At 68.7% G+C, this 21,231-nt stretch carries 16 protein-coding genes; 11 read left to right on the top strand and 5 right to left on the bottom strand.

The window, feature by feature from the left end; genetic code table 11:
- The first annotated feature begins 2 nt into the window (after window positions 1-2).
- From pilM to PLE19_00525, 6 genes are all read left to right on the top strand, one after another.
- Window positions 3-1,754, top strand: a complete 1,752-nt coding sequence (gene pilM / locus PLE19_00550; GenBank protein ID HPD13405.1) for a type IV pilus assembly protein PilM — start codon at window positions 3-5, stop codon at window positions 1,752-1,754.
- A 13-nt stretch (window positions 1,755-1,767) separates the two neighbouring features.
- Window positions 1,768-3,555: a hypothetical protein gene (locus PLE19_00545; protein HPD13404.1), complete on the top strand. Its 1,788-nt coding sequence runs from the start codon at window positions 1,768-1,770 to the stop codon at window positions 3,553-3,555.
- Window positions 3,556-3,576: 21 nt separating this feature from the next.
- Window positions 3,577-4,737 carry a hypothetical protein gene (locus tag PLE19_00540; protein HPD13403.1) on the top strand — a complete coding sequence of 387 codons (1,161 nt, stop codon included), beginning with the start codon at window positions 3,577-3,579 and terminating at the stop codon, window positions 4,735-4,737.
- Window positions 4,738-4,857: 120 nt separating this feature from the next.
- On the top strand, window positions 4,858-5,079 hold the full coding sequence (locus PLE19_00535; GenBank protein HPD13402.1) for a NifU family protein: 222 nt from the start codon (window positions 4,858-4,860) through the stop codon (window positions 5,077-5,079).
- A gap of 452 nt (window positions 5,080-5,531) precedes the next feature.
- Entirely contained in the window at window positions 5,532-6,437 is a 906-nt protein-coding gene (locus tag PLE19_00530; GenBank protein HPD13401.1) for a sugar phosphate isomerase/epimerase family protein, read from the top strand.
- Between the two features lie 128 nt (window positions 6,438-6,565).
- Window positions 6,566-7,873: an MFS transporter gene (locus tag PLE19_00525; protein ID HPD13400.1), complete on the top strand. Its 1,308-nt coding sequence runs from the start codon at window positions 6,566-6,568 to the stop codon at window positions 7,871-7,873.
- Window positions 7,874-8,010: 137 nt separating this feature from the next.
- On the opposite strand, the gene PLE19_00520 is transcribed toward PLE19_00525, so the two are convergent.
- Together PLE19_00520 and topA are read right to left on the bottom strand one after the other, a co-directional pair.
- On the bottom strand, window positions 8,011-9,432 hold the full coding sequence (locus tag PLE19_00520; GenBank protein HPD13399.1) for a divalent metal cation transporter: 1,422 nt from the start codon (window positions 9,430-9,432) through the stop codon (window positions 8,011-8,013).
- Window positions 9,433-9,449: 17 nt separating this feature from the next.
- Window positions 9,450-12,143, bottom strand: a complete 2,694-nt coding sequence (gene topA / locus PLE19_00515) for a type I DNA topoisomerase (GenBank protein HPD13398.1) — start codon at window positions 12,141-12,143, stop codon at window positions 9,450-9,452.
- Between the two features lie 156 nt (window positions 12,144-12,299).
- On the opposite strand from topA, the gene PLE19_00510 reads away from it, so the two are divergent.
- Window positions 12,300-13,010 carry a hypothetical protein gene (locus tag PLE19_00510; GenBank protein HPD13397.1) on the top strand — a complete coding sequence of 237 codons (711 nt, stop codon included), beginning with the start codon at window positions 12,300-12,302 and terminating at the stop codon, window positions 13,008-13,010.
- A 111-nt stretch (window positions 13,011-13,121) separates the two neighbouring features.
- Here PLE19_00510 and PLE19_00505 read toward each other — a convergent pair whose 3' ends face one another.
- The 3 genes from PLE19_00505 to PLE19_00495 are packed head-to-tail and all read right to left on the bottom strand — an operon-like array spanning window position 13,122 to window position 15,407.
- Window positions 13,122-13,355 carry a hypothetical protein gene (locus PLE19_00505; protein HPD13396.1) on the bottom strand — a complete coding sequence of 78 codons (234 nt, stop codon included), beginning with the start codon at window positions 13,353-13,355 and terminating at the stop codon, window positions 13,122-13,124.
- On the bottom strand, window positions 13,336-14,541 hold the full coding sequence (locus PLE19_00500) for an ArsA family ATPase (protein ID HPD13395.1): 1,206 nt from the start codon (window positions 14,539-14,541) through the stop codon (window positions 13,336-13,338). Before PLE19_00500 ends, PLE19_00505 begins: the two co-directional genes overlap by 20 nt.
- Before the next feature lie 41 nt (window positions 14,542-14,582).
- Window positions 14,583-15,407 carry a sugar phosphate isomerase/epimerase gene (locus tag PLE19_00495; protein HPD13394.1) on the bottom strand — a complete coding sequence of 275 codons (825 nt, stop codon included), beginning with the start codon at window positions 15,405-15,407 and terminating at the stop codon, window positions 14,583-14,585.
- A gap of 232 nt (window positions 15,408-15,639) precedes the next feature.
- Here PLE19_00495 and PLE19_00490 point away from each other — a divergent pair, with 232 nt between their 5' ends.
- The 4 genes from PLE19_00490 (at window position 15,640) to PLE19_00475 (ending at window position 21,228) form a co-directional block, all read left to right on the top strand.
- Window positions 15,640-16,155 (top strand): nitroreductase family protein, encoded by a 516-nt coding sequence (locus PLE19_00490; protein ID HPD13393.1) that lies wholly within the window; start codon window positions 15,640-15,642, stop codon window positions 16,153-16,155.
- Between the two features lie 12 nt (window positions 16,156-16,167).
- Window positions 16,168-17,166, top strand: coding sequence for an aldo/keto reductase (locus PLE19_00485; GenBank protein ID HPD13392.1), 999 nt, complete (start codon window positions 16,168-16,170; stop codon window positions 17,164-17,166).
- A 261-nt stretch (window positions 17,167-17,427) separates the two neighbouring features.
- Complete coding sequence (locus PLE19_00480; GenBank protein ID HPD13391.1) at window positions 17,428-18,300, top strand: ribonuclease H-like domain-containing protein; 873 nt, start codon at window positions 17,428-17,430, stop codon at window positions 18,298-18,300.
- A 99-nt stretch (window positions 18,301-18,399) separates the two neighbouring features.
- A complete protein-coding gene (locus PLE19_00475; GenBank protein HPD13390.1) occupies window positions 18,400-21,228 on the top strand; it encodes a DEAD/DEAH box helicase in 2,829 nt (942 codons plus the stop codon).
- The last annotated feature ends 3 nt before the right edge of the window (window positions 21,229-21,231 follow it).

The following is a 21,231-nucleotide window of genomic DNA, read 5'->3' as shown; positions in this document are numbered from 1 at the left end:
GTATGCCCAGCACCCGCACGGCCATCGGCATTGACGTGGGCGCCCACGCCCTCAAGGCGGTGATGCTGCGCAAGCGCGGCACCCAGGTGGCCGTGGTGCGGGCCGCCTCGCTCGAACTGGGCGACCTGGCCTTCCTCGACGAGAGCGAGCGCAAGGCCCAGCGCGTGGCCGAGCTGCTGCGCCTCCTGCTGCGCCGCGCCCGCATCCCGCGCGCCAAGGCCGCCATCGGCCTCACCGGGCACGACTACTTCGTCAAGTACCTCCACGTGCCCCCCACCACGCCCGACAAACTGCGCAAGCTCATCGAATACGAGGTCTCCGAAGACCCCGCCGCCGGCGCCAAGGAGCAGACCTCCGACTTCCTGCTCCTCGACCTCCCCTCCCGCGGCGAAGAGTTCACCGTGCTCGTGGTCATGGCCCGCGACGACACGCTGCGGCGCCACCTCGCGCGCCTGCGGCGGGCCGGCGTGAAGACCGACGGCCTGACCATTGACGCCCTCGCCCTCTTCAACGCCTACGCGCACTCGAAGGACGAGGAGATCTACAACGACAAGACGACGCTGCTGGTGGACATCGGCGCCGAGCACACCGACGTCGTGGTGCAACGCAACGGCAAGCCGCTGTTCATCCGCAACCTCAACCTGGGCGGCAAGAACTTCACCCAGGCCGTGCAGGACGAGTTCCACCTGCCCATGCGCGAGGCCGAGGAACTCAAGATCGCCCAGGGCGCCATCCTGCCCAGCCACTTCGACGTCGCCGCCGACCTCGACACGGCCACCCCCGAGGCCCGCCTCTCCGCCGCCCTCATCGAGCCGGCCGAGAACATCTACAACACGCTTCAGGCCACCATCAAGTACTGCCAGACCCAGACCCGCATGCCCAACCTGCGGATTGACGAGGTGGTCCTCAGCGGCCGCTGCTCGCACCTGCGCGGCCTGCGCGACTTCCTCGCCCACCGCTTCCGCGTGCCCGTCGAAACCCTCGACCCGATGGCCCGCCTCGACACCGCGGCCCTGCCGCCCGACGCGCGCGCCGAGGTGGCCGAGAACGCGGCCAGCTACGCTGTCGCCGTGGGCCTGGCCCTCCGCGACCTCGACGAGCGCCGCGTGCGGCCCATCACGCTGCTGCCCGAGGATGTGCGCCGCCGCCGCGAGTTCTTCCGCCACGACTTCTTCCTCTACGCCGCCGCCGCCGTCTTCGCCCTCGCCTTCGCCGCCATGGTTTACTGTTCAAAGCTCGCCACCGCCCAGGCGCAGCGCGAACTCGGCGTCAAGCGCGCCTTCCTCGGCGAAGCCGACGGCCTCCAGAAAAGCCTCGACCAGCACCAGGCCCAGAACGCCGTGCTCGCCGGCCACGCCAGCGGCCTCAAGCATGTGCTCGACACCGCGCGCCGCTGCTGCGAGGCCATCGCCGTCCTCAAGAAGACCGTGCCGCCCGAGCTCCGGCTCGACGCCTTCGCCACCGCCACCGAGCGCGCCGCCAGCCTCGCCGCCCGCGGCGGCCGCGGCGCGGCCCAGCCAGAGCTCACCACCCAACTGACCCTCGAGGGCCGCGTGGCTGAGAAGCACAACGGCCAGCCGATCAGCATCGCCGCCGCCTGTCACCTCGTAGACAACTTCCTGGCCAGCCTCCTCGAAAGCAAGCAGCTCTACAGCCGGGCCAAAGTGACCAAGTACCCCGACCCTCGCGAACCCGAGGACCGCCGCACGTTCAAGATGATCCTCGTCTTCACCGACCCCTTCCAGGGCGGCTAGCAGGAAGCACCGCGTGGAGTTTCTGCAACAGAACAAGATCTTCGCCGCCATCGCAGGGCTGGCGCTCCTGGCGCTCCTCGTGCTCTGGCCCTCGCTCTTCGGCCTCGGCCCCACCATCGTAAGCCTCGACCGCGCCCGCTACGAGCGCGCGATGATGGACCACCGCAGCCTCCAGGGCAAGATGGACCAGTATCTGCCCAAGAGCGGCAAGGGCGTGCCCATCAAGCGCGCCGCGCAGGAGGTCGAGGCCAGCAACCGCCTGCTCACCCAGAACCTCGACGAGCTGCGCTCGTGGATGGCCTTCGTGCCACGCTACCCCTTCCGCATCCCCGAGCTGCGCCAGGCCGACGAGGACCGCAAGAGCTACGTCTCCCTCGCCTACACCTACGCCCGCACCGGCCAGATCAAGTGCCCCGAGTACACGATCGACAACTATAACGACGGCGTGGTCTTCCTGGCCAGCCAGCGCAACATTCCCGTGCGCGACACCTTCTTCGGCATGAGCGAAATGTCCACCCCCCAGGCCATCAAAGACCCCGACGTCCGCATCGCCCAGATCGCACTCGTCCACGAACTCGGCCACTTGGCCATCCGCCTCCACGTGGACGAGGTGGCCTCCATCATCCCCGCCGAGCCCTACAAGGTCCGCCTCCACGACACCGATCTGGCCCTCGCCTACCCCGTCGCCATCCGCTTCCGGTGCGACCTGCCCACCCTGCTCACCTTCCTGCACGCCCTGGACGGCGCGCATGGCCAGGTGGCCGCGGTGGCCGGCGGGCCCGAGGCCCCTGTCGCGCCCAACAAGCCCGAGGCCGACGAACCGGCCCACGAGGCCATCAAACCCCTCTTGCCGCAGCCCAAGGCCAAAGCCGACGGCGACGAGCCGGAAGACCCCGGCCCGCCCCCTGCCGCCCCCGCCGCCGCCAAGGACGCGCCCGCTCAGCAGAAGCTCGTCATCCACCTCGTCGGCAGCCCCTCGTACCTGGCCCCCGAGCCCAACGACGGCGCCCTGAAGGAACGCTTCACCCTCTTCCGCCGCGAGGAGGGCAACCCCCAGAAATTCCAGTTCATCGCCAACGCCATCGCCACCAAGGTGCTGGACCCAGGCGACCCCACGTTCACCCCCGCCAGTATCCTCAACTGGCGCGGGTTGTGCCGCAAGCTCAAGGCCCAGTCAGCCGAGCGCGAGCCCAACGTCGGCAAGCGCCTGTGGGGCTTCCTCGCCCCCGAGGCCCACAAGGCCATCCAGGAGATCGCCGAGGGCAAGGACGCCACCGAGGCCCACCAGACCGACATCCTCGCCTCGCTCAACCGGATGCTCACGGCCCGCCGCGACTTCTACCGCCCCGAGGACTTCGCGGGCGTGACCCTCGCCAACGAGGCCGAAGGCCTCCTCAAGCTCGACCGCCAGGCCATGCCCGAGGCCACCATCCGCAAGCTCAACCGCCGCCTCCTAGAGGCCGCCTATCCCGACGAAATCGCCAAGGCCGCCATCAAGCTCGAAGCCACGGTGCAGGAGGGCTCCGACCTCCACCTGCTGCCCGACGGCCGCAAGCGCCGCCTCGTGCGCCCTAACGACTTCGCCTCCACCCGCTACTTCTTCATCCGAAGCCTCAAACTCAAAGCCGCCCCCGGCACCGTGGCACGCGATAGCGACGGCTTCCCCAGCGACGTCACGCCCCCGCACCTCGAAGTGGACCTGGCCGTCGCGGCGCTCAGCCTGCTCGAGGTCCAGGCCGCAGCCCCCGTGGAGAAGCGGCCCGCGGCCCGCGAAGCGATCGTGGTTCCCCGCGGCTTCTGAGAGGGGCCAAAGGACACGCCCATGACCAAACAGATGACCAAGGAACAAGTCGTCTTCCTCGTAGGAGCCGCCCTCTGCCTGTGGGTGGTGCTCAAGCTGGGCCTCTTCCTCGCCCAGCGGACCCAGACCCCCGGCACGCCGCTCGTCGCCGCCTCGGACGCACGGCCGCCCGACAGCGCCATCGGCGACATCCTGGCCACCCGCGACCTCGACAGCTACCTCAAGCGCAGCGACACGAACCCCTTCGGCGACCCCGCCAGTCAGGCCACCCAGGTCTTCATCCGCGCCCTCATCTCGCACTCCTTCCTGCGCACCAGCCTCATCAGCCGCTACACCTTCGACTGCCGCATGTCGCCCAGCGCCGTCCGCGAGCTCCGCTTCCAGGTTCCCACCGGCCTCCGCATCACCGACGTCTTTTGCAAGGAGATTGACGATACCCGCAAATGGGGGGTGGACGGCGCTCACCTGGTCGTCCCCGTCAACCCGCTCCTCCTCAAGCGCGCCTACTACCGCTGCCAGGTCACCGTCGTCGCGCAAAGCACCTTCTCCGCGCCCATGCTCTGGACCGCGCCCGTGGTTTCCTGCACCGCGGCCATGCCCAACGTGCAGTGCGAGGTCGGCCACATCGCCGTAGCCGCACCCGGCAACTACATCGAGCTGAACCCCAAGGAGGCCGCGCAAACCGGCCTCACCAAGCTGGCTCTCGAGGCTGTGCCCAAAGAGCTCGCGGCCAACTCCAACAAGCTCGCCTACTCCTTCCGCCAGCCCAACTACACCCTCACCGTCGAGGTCAGGTCGAAAACCCCCGTCGTCGTCCAGCCGCCGACCAAGGGCCCTATCGTCCGACCCAAGGGCGACGGGCCCGTCCTCAAGCCCAAGGAGGAGCCCGTGGTGGCCCAGCCGAAGGAGAAAGGCCCCACGCTCAACATCCCCACGGCCGCCGACGCCGAGAAGCTGCCCTTCAAGCTCACCGCCATCGTGCGATTGCACGAGCCCGAGCCGCGCCGCCAGGCCGTGCTCCGCGACAAGGAGACCGGCGAATACTACCGCAAGTTCGAAGGCGACGTGGTCATGGCCGACCTCAAGGTCACCAGCATCACCGACGACGCGGTGATCGTCGAGGACGCCAAGGGCAAGCGCTACAAGTTCCGCGGCCGCTTCGAAGACAAGTACAACGAATAGCCCCGCCCGGCCCTCCGCCCGCGCTTGACACCGATCGCCGCCTGTGGCACACTCTAGGTAGAGGCCGTTGCACTGTCGCGCCGGCCCCGCTTACCGCGAAAGGAAACCCTCATGGCCGAACTGCGTGAACGCGTGGAAGCTGTGCTCGGCGTGATCCGGCCCATGCTTCAGGCCGATGGCGGCGATGTCGAACTCGTCAACGTCCTGGAGGACGGCACCGTGCAGGTCAAGCTCAAGGGCGCCTGCGGCGGATGCCCCATGTCCCGCATCACCCTCAAGCGCGGCATCGAAGCGCGCGTGAAGAAGGACATTCCCGAGGTCAAAGCCGTCGAGGCCGTCTGAGCCTCTCCCTTCGCCGCCCTGCCGCTCACCCGTCCTCCCCCTCCACCGCCCTCAGCTTCCCAACCTGGCCCCCAACCTCCCGCGGGTTCCCAACCCGCGGGAGGTTGGATCCTCGTTTGCTCCCCTCCTGGGTCCTATCGGTCCCATCCGTCTTATCCGTCCCATTCCCCCTCCACCCACCGGTGCGCGTAGCGGCCAGCGGTTCGCCAGTAGCTCCGGGGCTTACAGCGACCATGCCGCGTGCATGCCAGCGTCGCGAAGACACTTCGGGCGGGCGGACACGACGCAAGGCTTCCGTCAGGCGCGCAGATTGCGCGCGGGGGCGGGAAACCGGCGCGCCCACGCACCCCTCCGGCCGCCTCACTTGATCTCGCCTCGCGTTCATGCTTTCCTGTTGTGCCTGGAGCCACATCTACCCTCGCGCGAGCTTTGACTGCATAGGAGCCCTGCCCATGAGCGAGCTGCACCCGACCCGCCGCGAGGCCCTGGGCCGCCTGGGCGCGACCGCCGCTGCCTTCGTCGCAGGGGCAGCGCATGCCATCGAGCCCAGCCCCCGCAAGGGGCCGTCCAGGGTCAAGCTGGGCGTCTGCGCCTACAGCTACCGCCAGCTCCTCACCCGCAAAGAGGACCCGATGACGCTCGAGGCCTTTCTCGAGAAGGCGGCCGAACTGGACTTCGAGGGTGTGGAGCTGACCTCGTACTACTTCCAGGACACGTCGCCCGGGTTCCTCCGCCGCCTTCGCGCGCGGGCCTTCGCCCTCGGGCTCGACGTGGCGGGCACCTCCGTGGGCAACAACTTCTGCCTCCCGCCCGGCCCCGCACGCGACAAGCAGATCGAGATGGTGAAGAAGTGGGTCGAGCACTCCGAGACCCTCGGCGCGCCCGTCATCCGCATCTTCGCGGGCAGCAAGCCCAAGGACCAGACCGACGACGACACCCACAAGGTGCTGGTGGACACCATCGAGGAGTGCTGCGCCTACGCGGGCCAGCACGGCATCTTCCTCGCTCTCGAAAACCACGGCGGCCCCACCGCCACGGCCGAAGGCACGCTGAAGATCCTGCGCGACGTCAAGAGCCCCTGGTTCGGCGCGAACCTGGACACGGGGAACTACCACTCGGCCGACCCCTATGCCGAGATCGCCGCCGTGGCGCCCTACGCCATCACCACCCACGTCAAGGTCGAGGTGAGCGCCGCCGGCCAGAAGCCGCAGCCCGCCGACTTCCCACGTATCGTGAGAATCCTGCGCAAGGCCGGCTACCGCGGGTACCTCTCCATCGAGTACGAAGCCAAGGAGGACCCGCTCACCGCCCTGCCGCGGCACGTGAAGGCCATCCGAGAGGCGATGCGGGAGACGTGATGCGTGAACCGTGATACGTGAACCGCGACAAGAAGGAGGATGTTCGATCGGCCTCTTCCCACGCATCACGCATCGCGTATCACGCGCCCCGCGTCTGGCGAAGCCCTGGCTGAGAGAAGGAAGCTCCAGTGAATGACGAGAGGTCCCCCTCCCACGGCCGCTGGCCGGCGCTGGTAGCGGCCTTCCTCGGCTGGATGTTCTGCGGCGTCGAGCAGGGGCTGTTCCCCATCGTGGCGCGGCCGGCGCTCCAGAGCCTGGTGGAGCCCGGCGCCCGCGCGACCCTCGAGGCCGAGGGCCGGGGCGGCGACGAGGCCGTGGCGGCGCTGCTCAAGCGCACCGAGGAACTCGTCAGCTCGTGGAACGGCACGATGATCGCCTGCTTCCTGCTGGGCGCCGCCGCGGGCGGAGTGGTCTTCGGCTGGCTGGGCGACCGGTTGGGCCGCGTGCGCGCGATGGTGCTCAGCATCCTCACCTTCTCGCTGTTCACGGGGGCCAAGTACTTCGCCACGGCACCCCCGCAGCTCGCGGTGCTGCGCTTCATCGCGTCCCTGGGAATGGGCGGCCAGTGGACGCTTGGCGTGGCCCTCGTGGTGGAGTGCTGGCCCGAGCGGCTGCGGCCCCTGATGGCCGGAGTGATCGGCGCGTCGGCCAACGTGGGCTTCCTGCTCATCGCCATTCTGGGCACGTGCATGCCGGCCACGCGCGAGTCGTGGCGCTGGATGTTCCTCGTGGGCGCGGCGCCGGCCCTGCTGGCCGCCTATGTGGCCCTGTGCGTCCCCGAGTCGCAGCGCTGGCGGGCGTCGGTGAGCCACGGGGTGGCCAAGCCGCTCCATGAGATTTTCGCCCGCGGCCTGCGCAGGCGCACGTTCCTCGCCATCGCGTTCGCCTCGATTGCGCTCATCGGCACGTGGGGCGCGGTGAGCGGGTGGCTCACCGTGTGGGTGGACCAGCTCACGGGCGGCAAGGTGCCCGCGGCGAAGGCGGCGGTGCAGGTGGCCGTGTCCATCGGGGCGATCCTCGGCTGCCTGCTCGCGCCCATCCTCGGCGGCCGCATCGGGCGGCGGCCCGCCTATTTCGTCCTCTGCCTGCTCTCGCTGGGCGTGTGCGCCTACCTGTTCCGCGTGCTGAACCGCTACGACACGGTCTTCCTCATCACGTCGGGGCTGGCGGGGCTGGTGACGGCGGCGTTCTACGGTTGGTCGCCGCTTTACCTGCCTGAGCTGTTCCCCACGCGGGTGCGGGCGACGGGGCAGGGGTTGAGCTTCAACTTCGGGCGGATCCTGGCCGCGGCGGGGGCGCTTCAGATGGGGCAGCTCGTGGGCTTCTTCGGCGGCAGCTATGCGCGGGCGGGGGCCACCATCACCCTCATCTACGCCGTGGGCCTCGTCCTCATCTGGTTCGCGCCCGAGACCAAGGGCAAGCCGCTGCCCGAGTGAGGCCTCCGGGTGCGGATACGCGCGCCCGGTGTCTGCTAGAAGCCTGTCCAAGAATCCCCGTGGGCTGCGTTGCCGGCGTCAGCGGGCTGGATGCGAGTCGCGGCGTCGCAGCCTCACGCGGATTCTCGGACAGGCTCCTAGCTGCCGAAGAGCTTGGGCAAGCCGATCTCGACGAGCCACCAGCCCGCGTAACTGGTCACCACGCCGATGGCAATGAGCATGGCGATGTTCCACGCCCAGGCCCGGGCGCCCGTGGGCTTGTCGGCGCCCAGGTAGTCGCGCCGGTTGTGCAGCACGAAGAATGCCACGTAGGCGATGGGGAGGAAGATGAAGCAGATGCCCGAGGTCACCACCGGCAGCCAGAGGGGAAACTGCACCACCGTACCGAGCACGCCGGGGATGGGGATGAGCGAGGTGAGGCGGTAGCGCCAGCCCGTGGGCTCCAGGCCGAAGATCTCGCAGGCGATGAAGGCCGCGACGAGCATGTGCAGGATGATCGAGGAGATGACCATCGCCAGCACCCCGAGGTCGAAGACCAGGCGGCCCACCACCGGCCCGGCCGCGGCGCCGAGCACCTGGGCCGCCTTGTCGGGGCCGATCCGCGTGGTGACCGGGTTGGCCGGGTCGTAGAGCGTGTTGGCCGCGGCCATCACGAGGAAGCCTGTGGCCAGCACGAAGGGCAGCCACATGCCCAGGGCGAGGTCGAACTTGGCCAGCCCCCTGTGCTCACGGCCCCAGCCGCGCGCCAGGAGCGCGTAGGGGAAGAGAAAGGTCATGTTGATGCCCACGGCCGCGCTCAGCCCGCCCATCATCACCTCGATGCCCACCTTGGTCTTCGGCACCTGGAAGCGCGTGAGGCCCTCCCAAAGGGCCTGCCAGCGAATCCCGGTGCGGACGACGACGATCATGAAGGACACCACGATGACGGCGACCATGAGCTTGATCAGCTTATCGAAGAGCCGGATTCCGCGCGAGCCGCTGCCGTAGAGCCAGGTGACGGCGATGCAGATGGCGAGCATCACCCCGCCGAAGAACAGGCGGGCGCCGACGAGCTTGGCGGCGCCTGCCCAGCCGAAGTACTCGGCGAGATCGGCCGCGGCCGTGCCGCCGCACGAGTATTGCGGAAAGTGCCAGATCACCGTGGCAGCCAGCGACGTGAGCGCCCAGGCCCAGGCCACCGCGGGGTGCACGTAGCGCCGCATGGCATCGAAAGGCCGCGCCCCGGTCGAGAGCGTCTGATGCGCGATGGCCATGAACATGATGATGCCCAGCAGCATGCCCAGCGGCTGCACCCAGAGCAGCGAGTAGCCAAACATCGCGCCGGCGAAAAACGACGAGAAGAAGCTGCCGCTGCCGAGCGTGAGGGCGCTTTGCATCCAGCCCGGCCCCATCTTCCTCGAGTAGCCGGCCAGCCGCGCCCACATTCCCTTTGTCTCCAGGTCGGCCAGCATCGCCTTCTCGCGGGCCAGGGCCTCGGGGTCCCACTTGGCCACCATGGGCAGCCCACGCTGGAGTTCGGTGGCCTGCGCGGCACCGCCTGGGCTCTTCGCCTCGCTCACGGGATTCTCCTACAGCTCTAACCCTCAGAGGCGCTGTCGTCGTTCGCGTCGGCGCTCGCCGCGCTCTCGGTGTAACGGCACTTGGGGTAGCCGGTGCAGCCGATGAAGGTGCCGCGAGGCCCAAGCCGCTGCACGAGCGCTTTGCCGCACTCGGGGCAGTCGCGCCCGACCTTCGTGGGTGCGGGAGCGGGGCCGGCGTTCCTCAAGGGCTTGGTGTTCTTGCACTTGGGGTAAGCGGAGCACGCGAGAAAGCGCCCGCGGTTGGACCGGCGCACCCGCATTTCCGCACCGCACTTGTCGCATTTTACGTCGGTGGCGTCGGGGCTGGCTGCCCCCTCGCCTTCGACATTGCGGGTGAAGCGGCACCTGGGATACCCCGTGCAGCCGATGAACTTGCCGCGCTTGCCCTCGCGAGCCACGAGCGGCTTGCCGCACTGGGGGCAGTTCTCGCCCGTGGGCTCGGGCGCCTTGCGTGGCGGGGCCGCGCCTTCGGGCGGAGCGCCGCCCTCGGCGGCGGGCGCCGTCTCATCCGCCTCGAGGTTGCGGGTGAATCGGCAGCGCGGATAGCCCGTGCAGCCGATGAACCTGCCGCGCCGGCTTTCGCGGGCGACGAGCGGCTTGCCGCACTGGGGGCAGCTTTCGCCCGTGGGTTCGGCTGCCTTGCGCGCCGGGGCGGGCGCCGCTCCTTCCGGGGCGCCTCCGGCGGGGGCTTCGTTCTCCATGTTGCGTGTATAGCGGCACTGCGGGTATGCGGAGCAGCCGGCGAACTTGCCTCGGCGGCCGGTGCGCACCACCAGCGGCTCGCCACATTCGGGGCACCTCTCGTCGAGTTTCTCCACGCTGGTGGGCTCCCCCTCTTCATCTAAGGCTTGGGTATAGCGGCACTTGGGAAAACCAGAGCAGGCCATGAAACGCCCGCGCTTGCTCAGGCGGATGACCATGTCGGCACCGCATCGAGGGCAGGCGATACCGGTGGGCGCGGCCAACTCCTTCTTCACGCTGGGCATCTCGGCCTGCGCCTTCGCCAGGTCGGCGCTGAAGGGCTCGTAGAACTCCCGCAACACCTCCTGCCAGTCGCGCTTCGCCTCCTCGATGCTGTCGAGGTGGTCCTCGAATTCCGAGGTGAACTTCGTGTTGATGATGTTCTCGAAATACGGCAGCAGAGTGTCGTTGGTGACGATGCCTAACTCATTGCAATAGAAGACCTTATCGCGCACGGTGGCATAGCCGCGCTCCTGGATCGTCGAGATGATCTGCGCATAGGTGCTGGGGCGGCCGATCCCCTCGCGTTCAAGGGTCTTCACCAGCGAAGCCTCGGTGTAGCGTGGCGGCGGCTTGGTGAAATGCTGCGATGGGGTGAGGTCGAGGCAGCGCAGGTGCTGACCCGGGCTCAACGGCGGCAGGGGCTGCTGGTCCTCTTCGTCGCGCCCGTGGAGCGGCTCGTAGATGCGGGTGTGGCCGTCGAAGACCACCGCGCGCCCGCTGGTGCGGAACTCGGCGTTGGCGGCGCTCACGGCCACGCGGGTGACGTCGTAGATGGCCTCGGCCATCTGCGAGGCCACAAATCGCTGCCAGATAAGGCGATAGAGCTTCAGCTGGTCCGCGGTTAGATGCGGCTCGAGGGCCTCGGGCGTGCGCTCGACGGCGGTGGGGCGGATGGCCTCGTGGGCCTCCTGCGCGCCGCGGCGCGAGCGGAAGTGGCGCGGCTTCTCCGACAGGTACCTCTCGCCCAGACGCTGGCGGATGTAGCTGCGGCACTCCTCCTGCGCCTCGGCAGCGACGCGGAAGGAGTCGGTGCGCATATACGTGATGAGGCCCACGGAGCCCTCGGCGCCCACCTCCACGCCTTCGTAGAGCTGTTGGGCCAGCATCATGGTCTTCTTCGGGCGGAAGCCCAGGCGCACTGAGGCCGCCTGCTGGAGTTGGCTGGTGGCGAAGGGCGGCATCGGGGCAGCCTTCTTCCGTTCGGTGGCCACTGAGGCCACGACGAAGCTCTCGCCACGCAGCCGCTCGGCCAGCGCGTTCGCCTGGTCGCCCGTGGAGAGCTTGGCCTTCTCGCCCTCGATTTCCGCAAGCTCGGCGGAGAAGGCCTGGGCCCCTGCCGCATCACCCGAGGGGGCGAGGCGGGCTGTGAGCTTCCAGTACTCCTCGGGCTTGAAGGCCTGAACGGCCTTCTCGCGCTCGACGAGGAGGCGGAGCGCGACCGACTGGACCCGGCCCGCGCTGAGGCCGCGCAGGATCTTCTTCCACAGCAGCGGCGAGAGCTGATAACCCACCACGCGGTCGAGAATGCGCCGCGCCTGCTGGGCGTTCACCAGGTTCATGTCTATGTCGCGCGCGTGGTCGAAGCCGGTGCGGACCCCGCGCTGGGTGATCTCGTTGAAGGTCACACGCCGCACCTTGCTCTTGGGCAGCTTGAGGGCCTCGGCCAGGTGCCACGCGATGGACTCCCCCTCGCGGTCGGGGTCGGGCGCCAGGTAGACGGTGTCGGCGCTCTTCACCGCGCGTGCCAGCTTCGCGACTACCTGGCGGCGCGTTGGCAGCACGTTGTAGCGGGGGCGGAAGCCGTCCTCGATCTCCACGCCGAAAGCTTTCTCGGGCAGATCGCGGACGTGCCCCATGCAGGACTCTACCTGGAACCCTTTGCCGAGGAACTTGGCAATGGTGCGCGCCTTGGCGGGGGACTCGACAATAACGACGTTCTTGGCCACGGTCTCTCCTTGGTGGTCAGGGCGGATGGTTATACCATAGGCTCCGCCGGCGTGTCAAGCAACGGCCAATTGCGCTTGCTTTTCGCCCCGTGGGGCGCTATGATTCCGTTGCCACGGATGACCACGTTCCACCCGGTGCTGCGAAGGAGTGAGGCGATGCGTTTCGTGTTGCTGGCTGTGCTGGCCGCCTTCGGCCTGGCCGCGTACGGTGCGGAACCCGTCGAGCTGGAGCCCCGCGTCCGCGTGCCGGCCGGAAGCCCCGTCATCACCGTCTCCGAGAATCTCCTCAAAGGCCTCGGCATGTCGCCCGACGACGTGAAGGCGGTGAAGGACGAGGTGGCCCGCCTCAACGAGGCCCGGGGCGCGCTGCTCGAGAAGGTGGCCGAGGCCAAGAAGGCCCTTCAGGCTGCCCAGAAGGGCGTGGACGATGCCGTGGCCGCGCTCGGCAGCCAGGAGGCCGCCCTGCACAAGTTCATCCGGGACCGCCTGGCGCAGGACCGCGCGGCCGAGTACGACGTGCGGCTCCAGGTGCAGCCGGTGGTGGACTGGCTGAAGCTGAACGAGGACCAGGTGAGTCAGCTCGTGGCCAAGCAGGCCAAACTCCTGGCAGAGGACCCGCGGCCCGCCCTGGAGCAGGCGACGGCCGCCTTCCAGAATCGTCCCAAGCCGAAGACTGAAGAAGAGCACAAGGAATATGCGGAGCTGCGCAAGAAGTACACCGAGACTCTGAAGAAGTACGCCACCTTCAACCAGACCTGGCTGGCCAATATCGAGAGCGTGCTGACCGACGAGCAGAAGCAGACCTGGCGCACCCGCTATCGCCGCGCGGCCGTGGGCGAGGGGGCCGCGCCTGCTGCCAACGAGTAGGCCGTCCGCCGCAAACACTGCGGCGAGTGGCGCTCCGGGCGCCCCTCGTTGCGTCCATTTCCACGTACCGCCTCTCTGCGCGGCATCCACCCGGGGAGTGGTTGCCCAGGCTCAGGCCTGGTCGGTGACCTTGATCCGTTGCGCCCCGGGCTTCGTCTTGCCCTCGCGGGTGAGCTTCTCGACCCGCTGGTCAATCACGCTGCGCACGGCGAGCAGCAGCTCGACCTGGGCCTTCTTGAGGTGGTTGACGAACTCCGAGGGGCATTTGCCCTTGCTGCACAGGCGGTCGAGCACCTCGTAGACCGGGCAGCGGAAGTCGCGCGCGTCAGTCGTCTGCTTCGCCATCGGCGTCGCCTCCAAAAACGATTCTCACGGTGCCGCCCTTCAGCGCGGCTTCGGATGGCTCCAGGGCCGCCACCCTGCGCGGCAGGGTGACGTAGCGCTTGAACGAGCCGATGCGCACGATCAGCTCGTCCTGGCTCTTCACCAGGTCAATCTCGCCGCTCTTGAGAAACGGCGCGCGGATGGAGAGGACGTACCGGCCGTTTTCCTTCGTGAACTCGAATGCTTTCTCGGCGAAGAAGATGTCGGCAGGGTTCATGCCTCTGAACAGCTTCCGGGCGAGGCGGCCCAGCTCGGCCCGGCCGAGCATCTCGCGGCGGCCCAGCTCCACCTGCCACAGCGGCACGGGCGCGAAGTAGTTCTCGGCCTCCTCGATGTAGCCTTGCTGCGCTTCGCGCCAGGTGGCGAAGAACGCGTCCTGCACCGTGGGCGGCAGCACGCGGTTGATGATGATCGCGTCCACCGTCACATCGAAGAGGTGGAAGTAGGTGAAGGCGCGCTGGGTTTCCTTGAGCACCATTTTCTCGGGATTGGTCACGAGGCGCGCCGTGGTAACGGCGGGGTCCTGGAGCAACTTCTCGATGCCGTCGAGGCGCTGGAAGAGGCGCTGGATGGCGTCGAAGTAGATGTCCTCGGGAATGGGCACGTTGGTGAGTCGTTTGGCCACGGGGCGCACGACGCGCAGGATGTTGCGCTCGACCCGGAAGATTTTGCGCATGTACCATTCGAGGCTGGTGGGCATGCTGATGAAGCGCATGGCCTCGCCCGTGGGCGCGCAGTCGAGCACGATGACGTCGAATCGCTTCTCGCGCGCGTAGCTGTTGATGTGGAGCAGGCAGGCGACCTCTTCCATGCCGGGCAAGATGGCCAGCTCGTCGGCCAGCACGTCGCGCAGCCCGGTGGTGCGCAGCAGCGAGGCCAGGTAGCGGAACACCTCGCCCCAGTTGTCCTCCAGCTCGCGGTGGAGGTCCAGCTCCTGAATCCACAGGTTGTCGGCCACGGCCACCGGCTGCCCGCCGCCGAAGTCCATCAGCGAGCCCGAGAGGTCGAAGGAGTCCGACAGGCTGTGCGCGGGGTCGAGCGACATGACGAGGGTGCGTTGGCCGCGGCGGGCGCACTCGACGCCCGTAGCGGCGGACAGCGTGGTCTTGCCCACGCCGCCTTTGCCGGCATAGAGGATGATGCGCATGGCTCGGGCTCCTCCACGCGCCGCCGCCGGGTTGTCGCGGCCTACTTGGCGCGCAGCACCTTCCTCAGGTAGGCGATGCTGCGGGCTGCCTGCTCCTCGGTGCCGCATTCCACTGCGAGCACGCCCTTGAAGCCGGCCTTCCGCAGAATCCTCACCACGCGCGGCCAGTCAATCTCGCCGTCGCCGCAGGCGCAGCCGCTCGGCACGCCCGTCACCTTGCCCACCTCCTTCGACACCTTCACGTCCTTGGCGTGCACGTGGACCACGCGATGCGCGATGGCCTCGAGGGTCGCATAGGGGTCGCCGCCCGACATGTAGATGTTCCCCGTGTCGGGATTGCAGCTCATGTAGGGCGAGGGGACGAGGTCGAGGATCTTCTGGTAGAGCGGCAGCTTGACGGTGAACTTCTGGTGCTGCTCGAGGGCCACGTGCACCTTGTGGCGCTCGGCCACGGGCAGGATGCGCCGGAGCGAGTACTTGATGATTTCGAAGGCCTCGTCGTCGCTCATCCAGGCGGGCACTACGCCCTCGTCGGTGTTGATGCAGCGGGCGCCGAGCGCGTGGGCGAAGAGGATGGCCTGCGTGTGGAAGGGTACGCTGATTTCGGGCTGGGCCATGGGCGCGTGGCAGCTCAGGCCGCTCACCTTGAGGCCCCGCTGGTCCAGCATCGCCTTGATCTCGAGCGGGTCGCGCTCCATGCTCACCGAGGCCGAGTAGCCGGCCTCGCTGAACAGGTCGCGGCCCGTCTGCACGTTGAGCTCCACGTACTTGTAGCCCAGGCGCGCCGTGGCGTCGAGGCAGTACTCGAGCGACTTGTCGGCGTGGCGGAACGCCTCGGTGTTCAGCCCGATCTGGATGTCGGCCATGCTGCGTCTCCTTTGCCGCGACGAGGGGCACGAAACCGCTCTCGTGCATCCTAGCGCTCGACGCGCGCCCCGTCAAGTCGTTTGACTCCGCTCTGCCGGCCCCCTATATTGTTTGAACCCCGCCCTTTTCCGAAGGGTCCGACCCCGTCGGGGGTAGAGCGGCGGCGCTCTGCATTCCCGGGCGGCACCCCGCCGAAGACATCGGAGCTCCCGGGAGGGAAGGAGGACGGCCATGGACGAGGTGCTGATGTTCATCCAGAGGCGGCGGAGCATCCGCCAGTATGTGAAGGGCGCGCCGGTGAGCGACGAGCAGGTCGAGACCCTGCTCCGCGCTGCCATGTCCGCGCCCTCGGCCGGCAACCAGCAGGGCTGGGCCTTCATCGTGGTGCGCGACCGCGCGAAGCTCGACGCCATCATGAAGCTCCACCCCTACACGGCCATGCTCAAGACCGCCTCGCTCGCCATCGTGGTGTGCGGCGACCTGTCGAACGAGAACTACAAGTGCTACTGGCCACAGGACTGCGCGGCGGCGACCGAGAACCTGCTGCTCGCGGCGGCGAACATGGGCCTCGGCACCTGCTGGTGCGGGGTGCATCCGCGCCCCGAGCGCGAGGCGGGCTTCCGCAAGCTCTTCGCCCTGCCCGACACCGCCGCGCCGTTCGCCGTCATCGCCGTCGGCGTGCCCGCCGAGCACAAGACGCCCGCCGACTACTACAACCCGGCGAAGATCCACTATGACACGTGGTGAGAGGAGCACCCCTTGGAGCATCGCCAACTCGGCACGAGCGGCCTCAGGGTTCCCCCCATCATCTTCGGCGCCTGGGCCGTGGGCGGCTGGTACTGGGGCGGGCAGGACGACGCCGCGTCGATCCGCGCCATCCGTGCGGCCCTCGACGCCGGCATCTCCTGCATTGACACCGCGCCCATCTACGGCATGGGCCACAGCGAGGAGATCGTGGGCAAGGCCATCCAAGGCCGCCGCCACGAGGTGCTCCTCGCCACCAAGTGCGGCCTGCGCTGGGACACGCCCGGCCAGGGCTCGAACCCCTGGACCTACAAGGGCCTCGACGGCACCGAGCGCACCGTGGTGCGCAACCTGCGCAAGGCGGCCATCCTCGCCGAGGTCGAGCAGAGCCTCCGGCGCCTGGGCACCGACGTGATCGACCTCTACCAGTGCCATTGGCCCGACAGCTCGGCGCCCCTCGCCGAGACGATGGACGCCCTGGTGACGTTGAAGCAGCAGGGCAAGGTTCGCGCCATCGGCGTGAGCAACTTCACGCCCGAGATGATGGCCGAGTGCCTCCGCCACGGCCCTCTCGCGAGCGATCAGCCGAAGTACAGCCTCCTCGCACGCGACATCGAGGCCGACGTCCTGCCCTTCTGCCGCCAGCACAACATCGGCGTCATCGTCTACAGCCCGCTCGAGCAGGGCCTGCTGACGGGCAAGGTGACGATGGACCGCACCTTCGCCGAGGGCGACTACCGCGCGGGCCGGCCCTGGTTCCAGCCGGCTAACCGCCAGCGCGTGCTCGATGCGCTCGAGCGGGTGAAGCCCATCGCCGCCGCCCACAACGCTACGCTCGGCCAGGTGGCCATCGCGTGGACCATCGCCCAGCCCGGCGTCACCGCCGCCATCGTGGGCGCGCGCACGCCCGAACAAGCCCGCGAGAACGCCCAGGCCGCCAGCATCCGCCTCTCCGCCGCCGAGCTTCAGGCCATCCGCAAGGTCTTCGATGACCTCGGCAAGCCCGACACATAGGGCACCTGGGGAAGGCACCTTTCTTGCAAGAAAGGTGCCTTCCCCAGGCCCCATCCTCCAAAGAACTCTCACATTTGAGGAGGGGTCTGGGGAGGAACTGTCTTCCAAGAAGTTCCTCCCCAGGGGCCTCCGACAATGCGCTTGCAACGCGGCCCGCGACTCGGTACAGTAGAACCCAGAAGCGATGTGCGCCCGCATCGCGGGTGGCACGGGCATCTCGCCTGTGGCCATTGGATTCTCTCCCGCTCTGGACCCTGCGCTGTGAACGCCGACAGACCCGACGACTCCGCCCCCGCCCGCAGGGGCGATGCTCTGCGCAGCCTGCACAAGAAGCTAGCGAAGAGCGCGCCCACGCCGCTCACCGCTGCGCCGGCCAGCGCTATCGTGTACCGCCGCGACTTGCCGCGCGCAGCGCCCCACACCGCGCCCGCCGATCCCGGCGGCATCTGCATCCCGCTCGAACGCCTCGTGCAGGGCATCGAGGCCCCGAGCCCGAGAGGGCCGGGCTTCTACCTCATCGAGTCGCCGGCAGGCGAGGCCCTCGCCTCGGCGGTGCCCCGCGCCCTTGCGGCATTGTCGCCTGACTCCGGCGTCGCCCTTACGCCCAACGACGCCTGCTTCCTGGACATCGAGACGACCGGCCTGGGCACGGCGCTCACCTTCCTTATCGGCACGCTCGTGTGGAGCGGGGGGCAACCGGTCTGCCGACAGCTCCTGGCCCGCACGTACGCCGAAGAGGCGAGCATCCTCCATGCCTTCGCCGAGCAGGCCGGCCGCACGCCGTTGCTCGTGACCTTCAATGGCAAGACCTTCGACGTGCCGTCGCTGCGCGCCCGCGCGGCGGCCGCGGGGGTCGAGCTTCCCGAGCCGCGGTTTCACTTCGACCTCTTGCACATCGCCCGGCGGCGCTATGCCGACACGTTGCCCGATTGCCGCCTTCAGACCCTCGAGCGCATCCTGTGCCGCCGCCACCGGGTCGGCGACATTGCCGGCGCCGACATCGGCCGGGCCTATCACGATTTCGTGCGCACGGGCGATGCGCGCGAGCTGGCCCTCATCATCCAGCACAACCGCCAGGACCTCCTCACCGTGGCCGAGCTGATGGCGAAGATGCTCTCGATGCGCGACACGTGATGCGTGAGGGGGAGACGCAAGGCGAGCGGCTTCGCCGTGGGTGGCGTCCCCGACTGAACTCCAGGTCTCGCGGCAATCGCGAGACCGAGGCTGACCGTGATGGACTTCGACGCATTCCTCGACCAGTTACGCGCTTCGGCCGGCTATCGCGGCCAGATCGTGCACGTGCACCGCGTGGCGGCGCGCGCGGCGCGCTGCGCGGAGCCGAGCGAGCCGCTATCGCCGGCCTGCAAGCGTATGCTCGCGGGAATGGGCATCGAGCGGCTCTATTCGCATCAGGCCCAGGCGCTCGACCTTGCACGGGCGGGGCGCGATTTCCTGGTGACGACCTCGACGGCCAGCGGCAAGACGCTGTGCTATCTGCTGCCCATCGTCGAGCAACTGGAGCGGAACCCCGATGCCCGCATCCTGGCCCTCTATCCCACCAAGGCCCTCTCGCAAGACCAACTCCGCGTGTTCGAGCGGGCGCTGCGCCACGCTAACCTCCCGCCCGCCAACCTCCCGCGGGCTCTCAGCCCGCGGGAGGTTACGGTCGGGGTGATTGACGGCGACACGCCCGCCGCCCAGCGCCGCCAGCTCCGCGACAAGGCGTCCGTGATCCTCACAAACCCCGACATGCTCCACGCGGGCATTCTGCCGCAGCACCCGCGCTGGGCGGGCCTCTTCTCGCACCTCACGCATGTCGTGGTGGACGAGCTCCACACCTACACGGGCCTCTTCGGCGCCCACGTGGCGAATCTCTTTCGGCGGCTCGGCCGCGTGTGCGCCCATTACGGCTCACGCCCGCAATTCCTCGCCTGCTCGGCCACGCTGGCCAATCCCCTGGAGGTGGCGGGGCGGCTGCTTGGGCGCCCGGCCGAACTCGTCGCTCAGGACGGCTCGCCCGCCGGCCCCCGCACCTACGTGCTCTGGAACCCGCCCGTCATCCGCTCGACGCCGTGGCGCTCGCGGCGCTCGGCCAACGTGGAAGCCCAGGAGCTGATGACCGCGCTCGTCCTCGCCGGCACGCCCACCATCGCCTTCTCGAAGGCCAAGGTCACCGCCGAACTCATCTACCGGTACGTGCGCGAATCGCTCGAACGCCTGGCGTCGCCGCTGGCCGACAAGGTGACGCCTTATCGCGCCGGCTACCTGGCCGCCGAGCGCCGCGAGATCGAGCACAAGCTCTTCAGCGGCGAGCTCCTCGGCGTAAGCTCCACACGCGCCCTGGAACTCGGCATTGACGTCGGCTCCCTCGAAGCCAGCCTCATCGTCGGCTACCCCGGCACCCTCGCCAGCTTCTTCCAGCAGGCGGGGCGCGCCGGCCGCCGCGACAAGCCGGCCCTCGTGATCCTCGTGGGACTCGACACCGCCATCAACCAATACGTGATGCGGCACCCCGACTACCTCTTCGGCCGGCCCATCGAGGAGGGCGTGCTGGAGCCCGGCAACCCGCACATCGTCGTTAGCCACCTCCGCTGCGCCACCCACGAGCTGCCGCTGCCCGATGACGAGGTCGGTCGCTTCGGCCCCGCTGCGCCCATCGCCCTCGAAGTCCTCGAGGGCCAGAAGAAGGTCCTCCACGACCAGCCGCACCGCGTGTGGCACCACAGCGCGCCCGAGACGCCCCAGCACGAGGTCTCGCTCCGCGCGATGGACGACCGCAACGTGGTGGTGGTGGACGCGGCCACCGAGAAGATCATCGGCGAGATGCCGAAGCTGGACGCCCCCGTCTACGTGCATCCCGAGGCCATCTACCTGCACCAGGGCGACACCTGGTTCGTCGAGGCCCTCGACCTCGACCGCTCCTTCGCCCGCGTCCGAAAGGTGGACGTTGATTACTACACGCAGCCCCTGGGCGGCACCGACGTGCACCACATTGACGCCCGCCTGCGCGAGCGGCCCTTCGGCACGGGCACCCTGTGCTTCGGCGAGGTGACCACCCACTTCCACACCTGGGGCTACGAACGCATCCACTTCTACACCCTCGACGCCCTCTCGCGCCACCCCCTCGACCTGCCGACTTTCGTGTTCGAGACCCACGCCTTCTGGCTCGTGCCGCCCGAGGAACTGTGCCGCCGCGCCCTCGCGCAGGACATTGACCCCCACGCCGGCTGCCGCGGCATCGGATACGCCACGCGCCAGGTCCTCCCCCTCTTCGTCCGCTGCGAAACGCTCGATTTCTCGCACACCGTGGGCGCCGTGAATGCCCCGTGGAACACCATGTTCGTCTACGAGCGCTATCCCCTGGGTCTGGGCTTCACCGAGCGCGCCTACGAGCTGGCCGGCCGCCTCATGCCCGCCGTGCTCGACCACATCCGCCGCTGCGACTGCGACGACGGCTGCCCCTGCTGTGTCGGCAAGCCACTCCGCCAGGACGCCACCTGGAACGTCGAGCGCGGCGAAGGCTCGATCCCCTCCAAGCGCGCCGCACTCTTCATGCTCGAAAACCTCCTGGGGGACTTCACCCTGCTCTGCGAACCAGACTCTTCCTTCGTACCCGAACACCGAACACCAGACACCGAACACCTTCGCCTTGCTCTTCAACGTCGCCTCGAGCACGCGCGCGAGCCGCTGCTCCCCCATCCCGTCCACCCCATCGAGCACAACATTCAGACAGGCTTCCCGCAGCCCGAGGAGCGCGGCGCGCTGTCCAACGCCGACGTGGCGCGGCGCGTCTTTCGCATGCTCCGCCACGAGAAGGCCATCGCCCGCGGCCAGCGCAAGCCAACCCCCTCCACCCCGGAGCCGCAGATTCCGCCCGCCTTTCGTTCCGGCCGTCGGGCCGGCCCGACGGGTCAGGCCAGTCGGACCAGTCTGACGGATCAGACAAGTCCGACATCGCCCATCGGCCCGGGCCCCGTTCCCATTAAGGCCGGCGACCCGCTCGCCGCGCTCGCCCGCAGACGAAAGAAACCCGGCCTCGACAAGAAGCCCGGGGATCAGTAGGAT

The sequence above is a fragment of the Planctomycetota bacterium genome, assembly GCA_035384565.1.
Classification (GTDB): Bacteria; Planctomycetota; PUPC01; order DSUN01; family DSUN01; genus DAOOIT01.
This window is presented reverse-complemented; position numbering and strand designations above follow the sequence as displayed.

Coding starts and splice junctions, on each gene's coding strand:
- pilM (HPD13405.1), top strand. CDS start 3: ATGCCCAGCACCCGCACGGCCATCGGCATTGACGTGGGCGCCCACGCC.
- PLE19_00540 (HPD13403.1), top strand. CDS start 3,577: ATGACCAAACAGATGACCAAGGAACAAGTCGTCTTCCTCGTAGGAGCC.
- PLE19_00530 (HPD13401.1), top strand. CDS start 5,532: ATGAGCGAGCTGCACCCGACCCGCCGCGAGGCCCTGGGCCGCCTGGGC.
- PLE19_00510 (HPD13397.1), top strand. CDS start 12,300: ATGCGTTTCGTGTTGCTGGCTGTGCTGGCCGCCTTCGGCCTGGCCGCG.
- PLE19_00505 (HPD13396.1), bottom strand. CDS start 13,355: ATGGCGAAGCAGACGACTGACGCGCGCGACTTCCGCTGCCCGGTCTAC.
- PLE19_00500 (HPD13395.1), bottom strand. CDS start 14,541: ATGCGCATCATCCTCTATGCCGGCAAAGGCGGCGTGGGCAAGACCACG.
- PLE19_00495 (HPD13394.1), bottom strand. CDS start 15,407: ATGGCCGACATCCAGATCGGGCTGAACACCGAGGCGTTCCGCCACGCC.
- PLE19_00490 (HPD13393.1), top strand. CDS start 15,640: ATGGACGAGGTGCTGATGTTCATCCAGAGGCGGCGGAGCATCCGCCAG.
- PLE19_00475 (HPD13390.1), top strand. CDS start 18,400: ATGGACTTCGACGCATTCCTCGACCAGTTACGCGCTTCGGCCGGCTAT.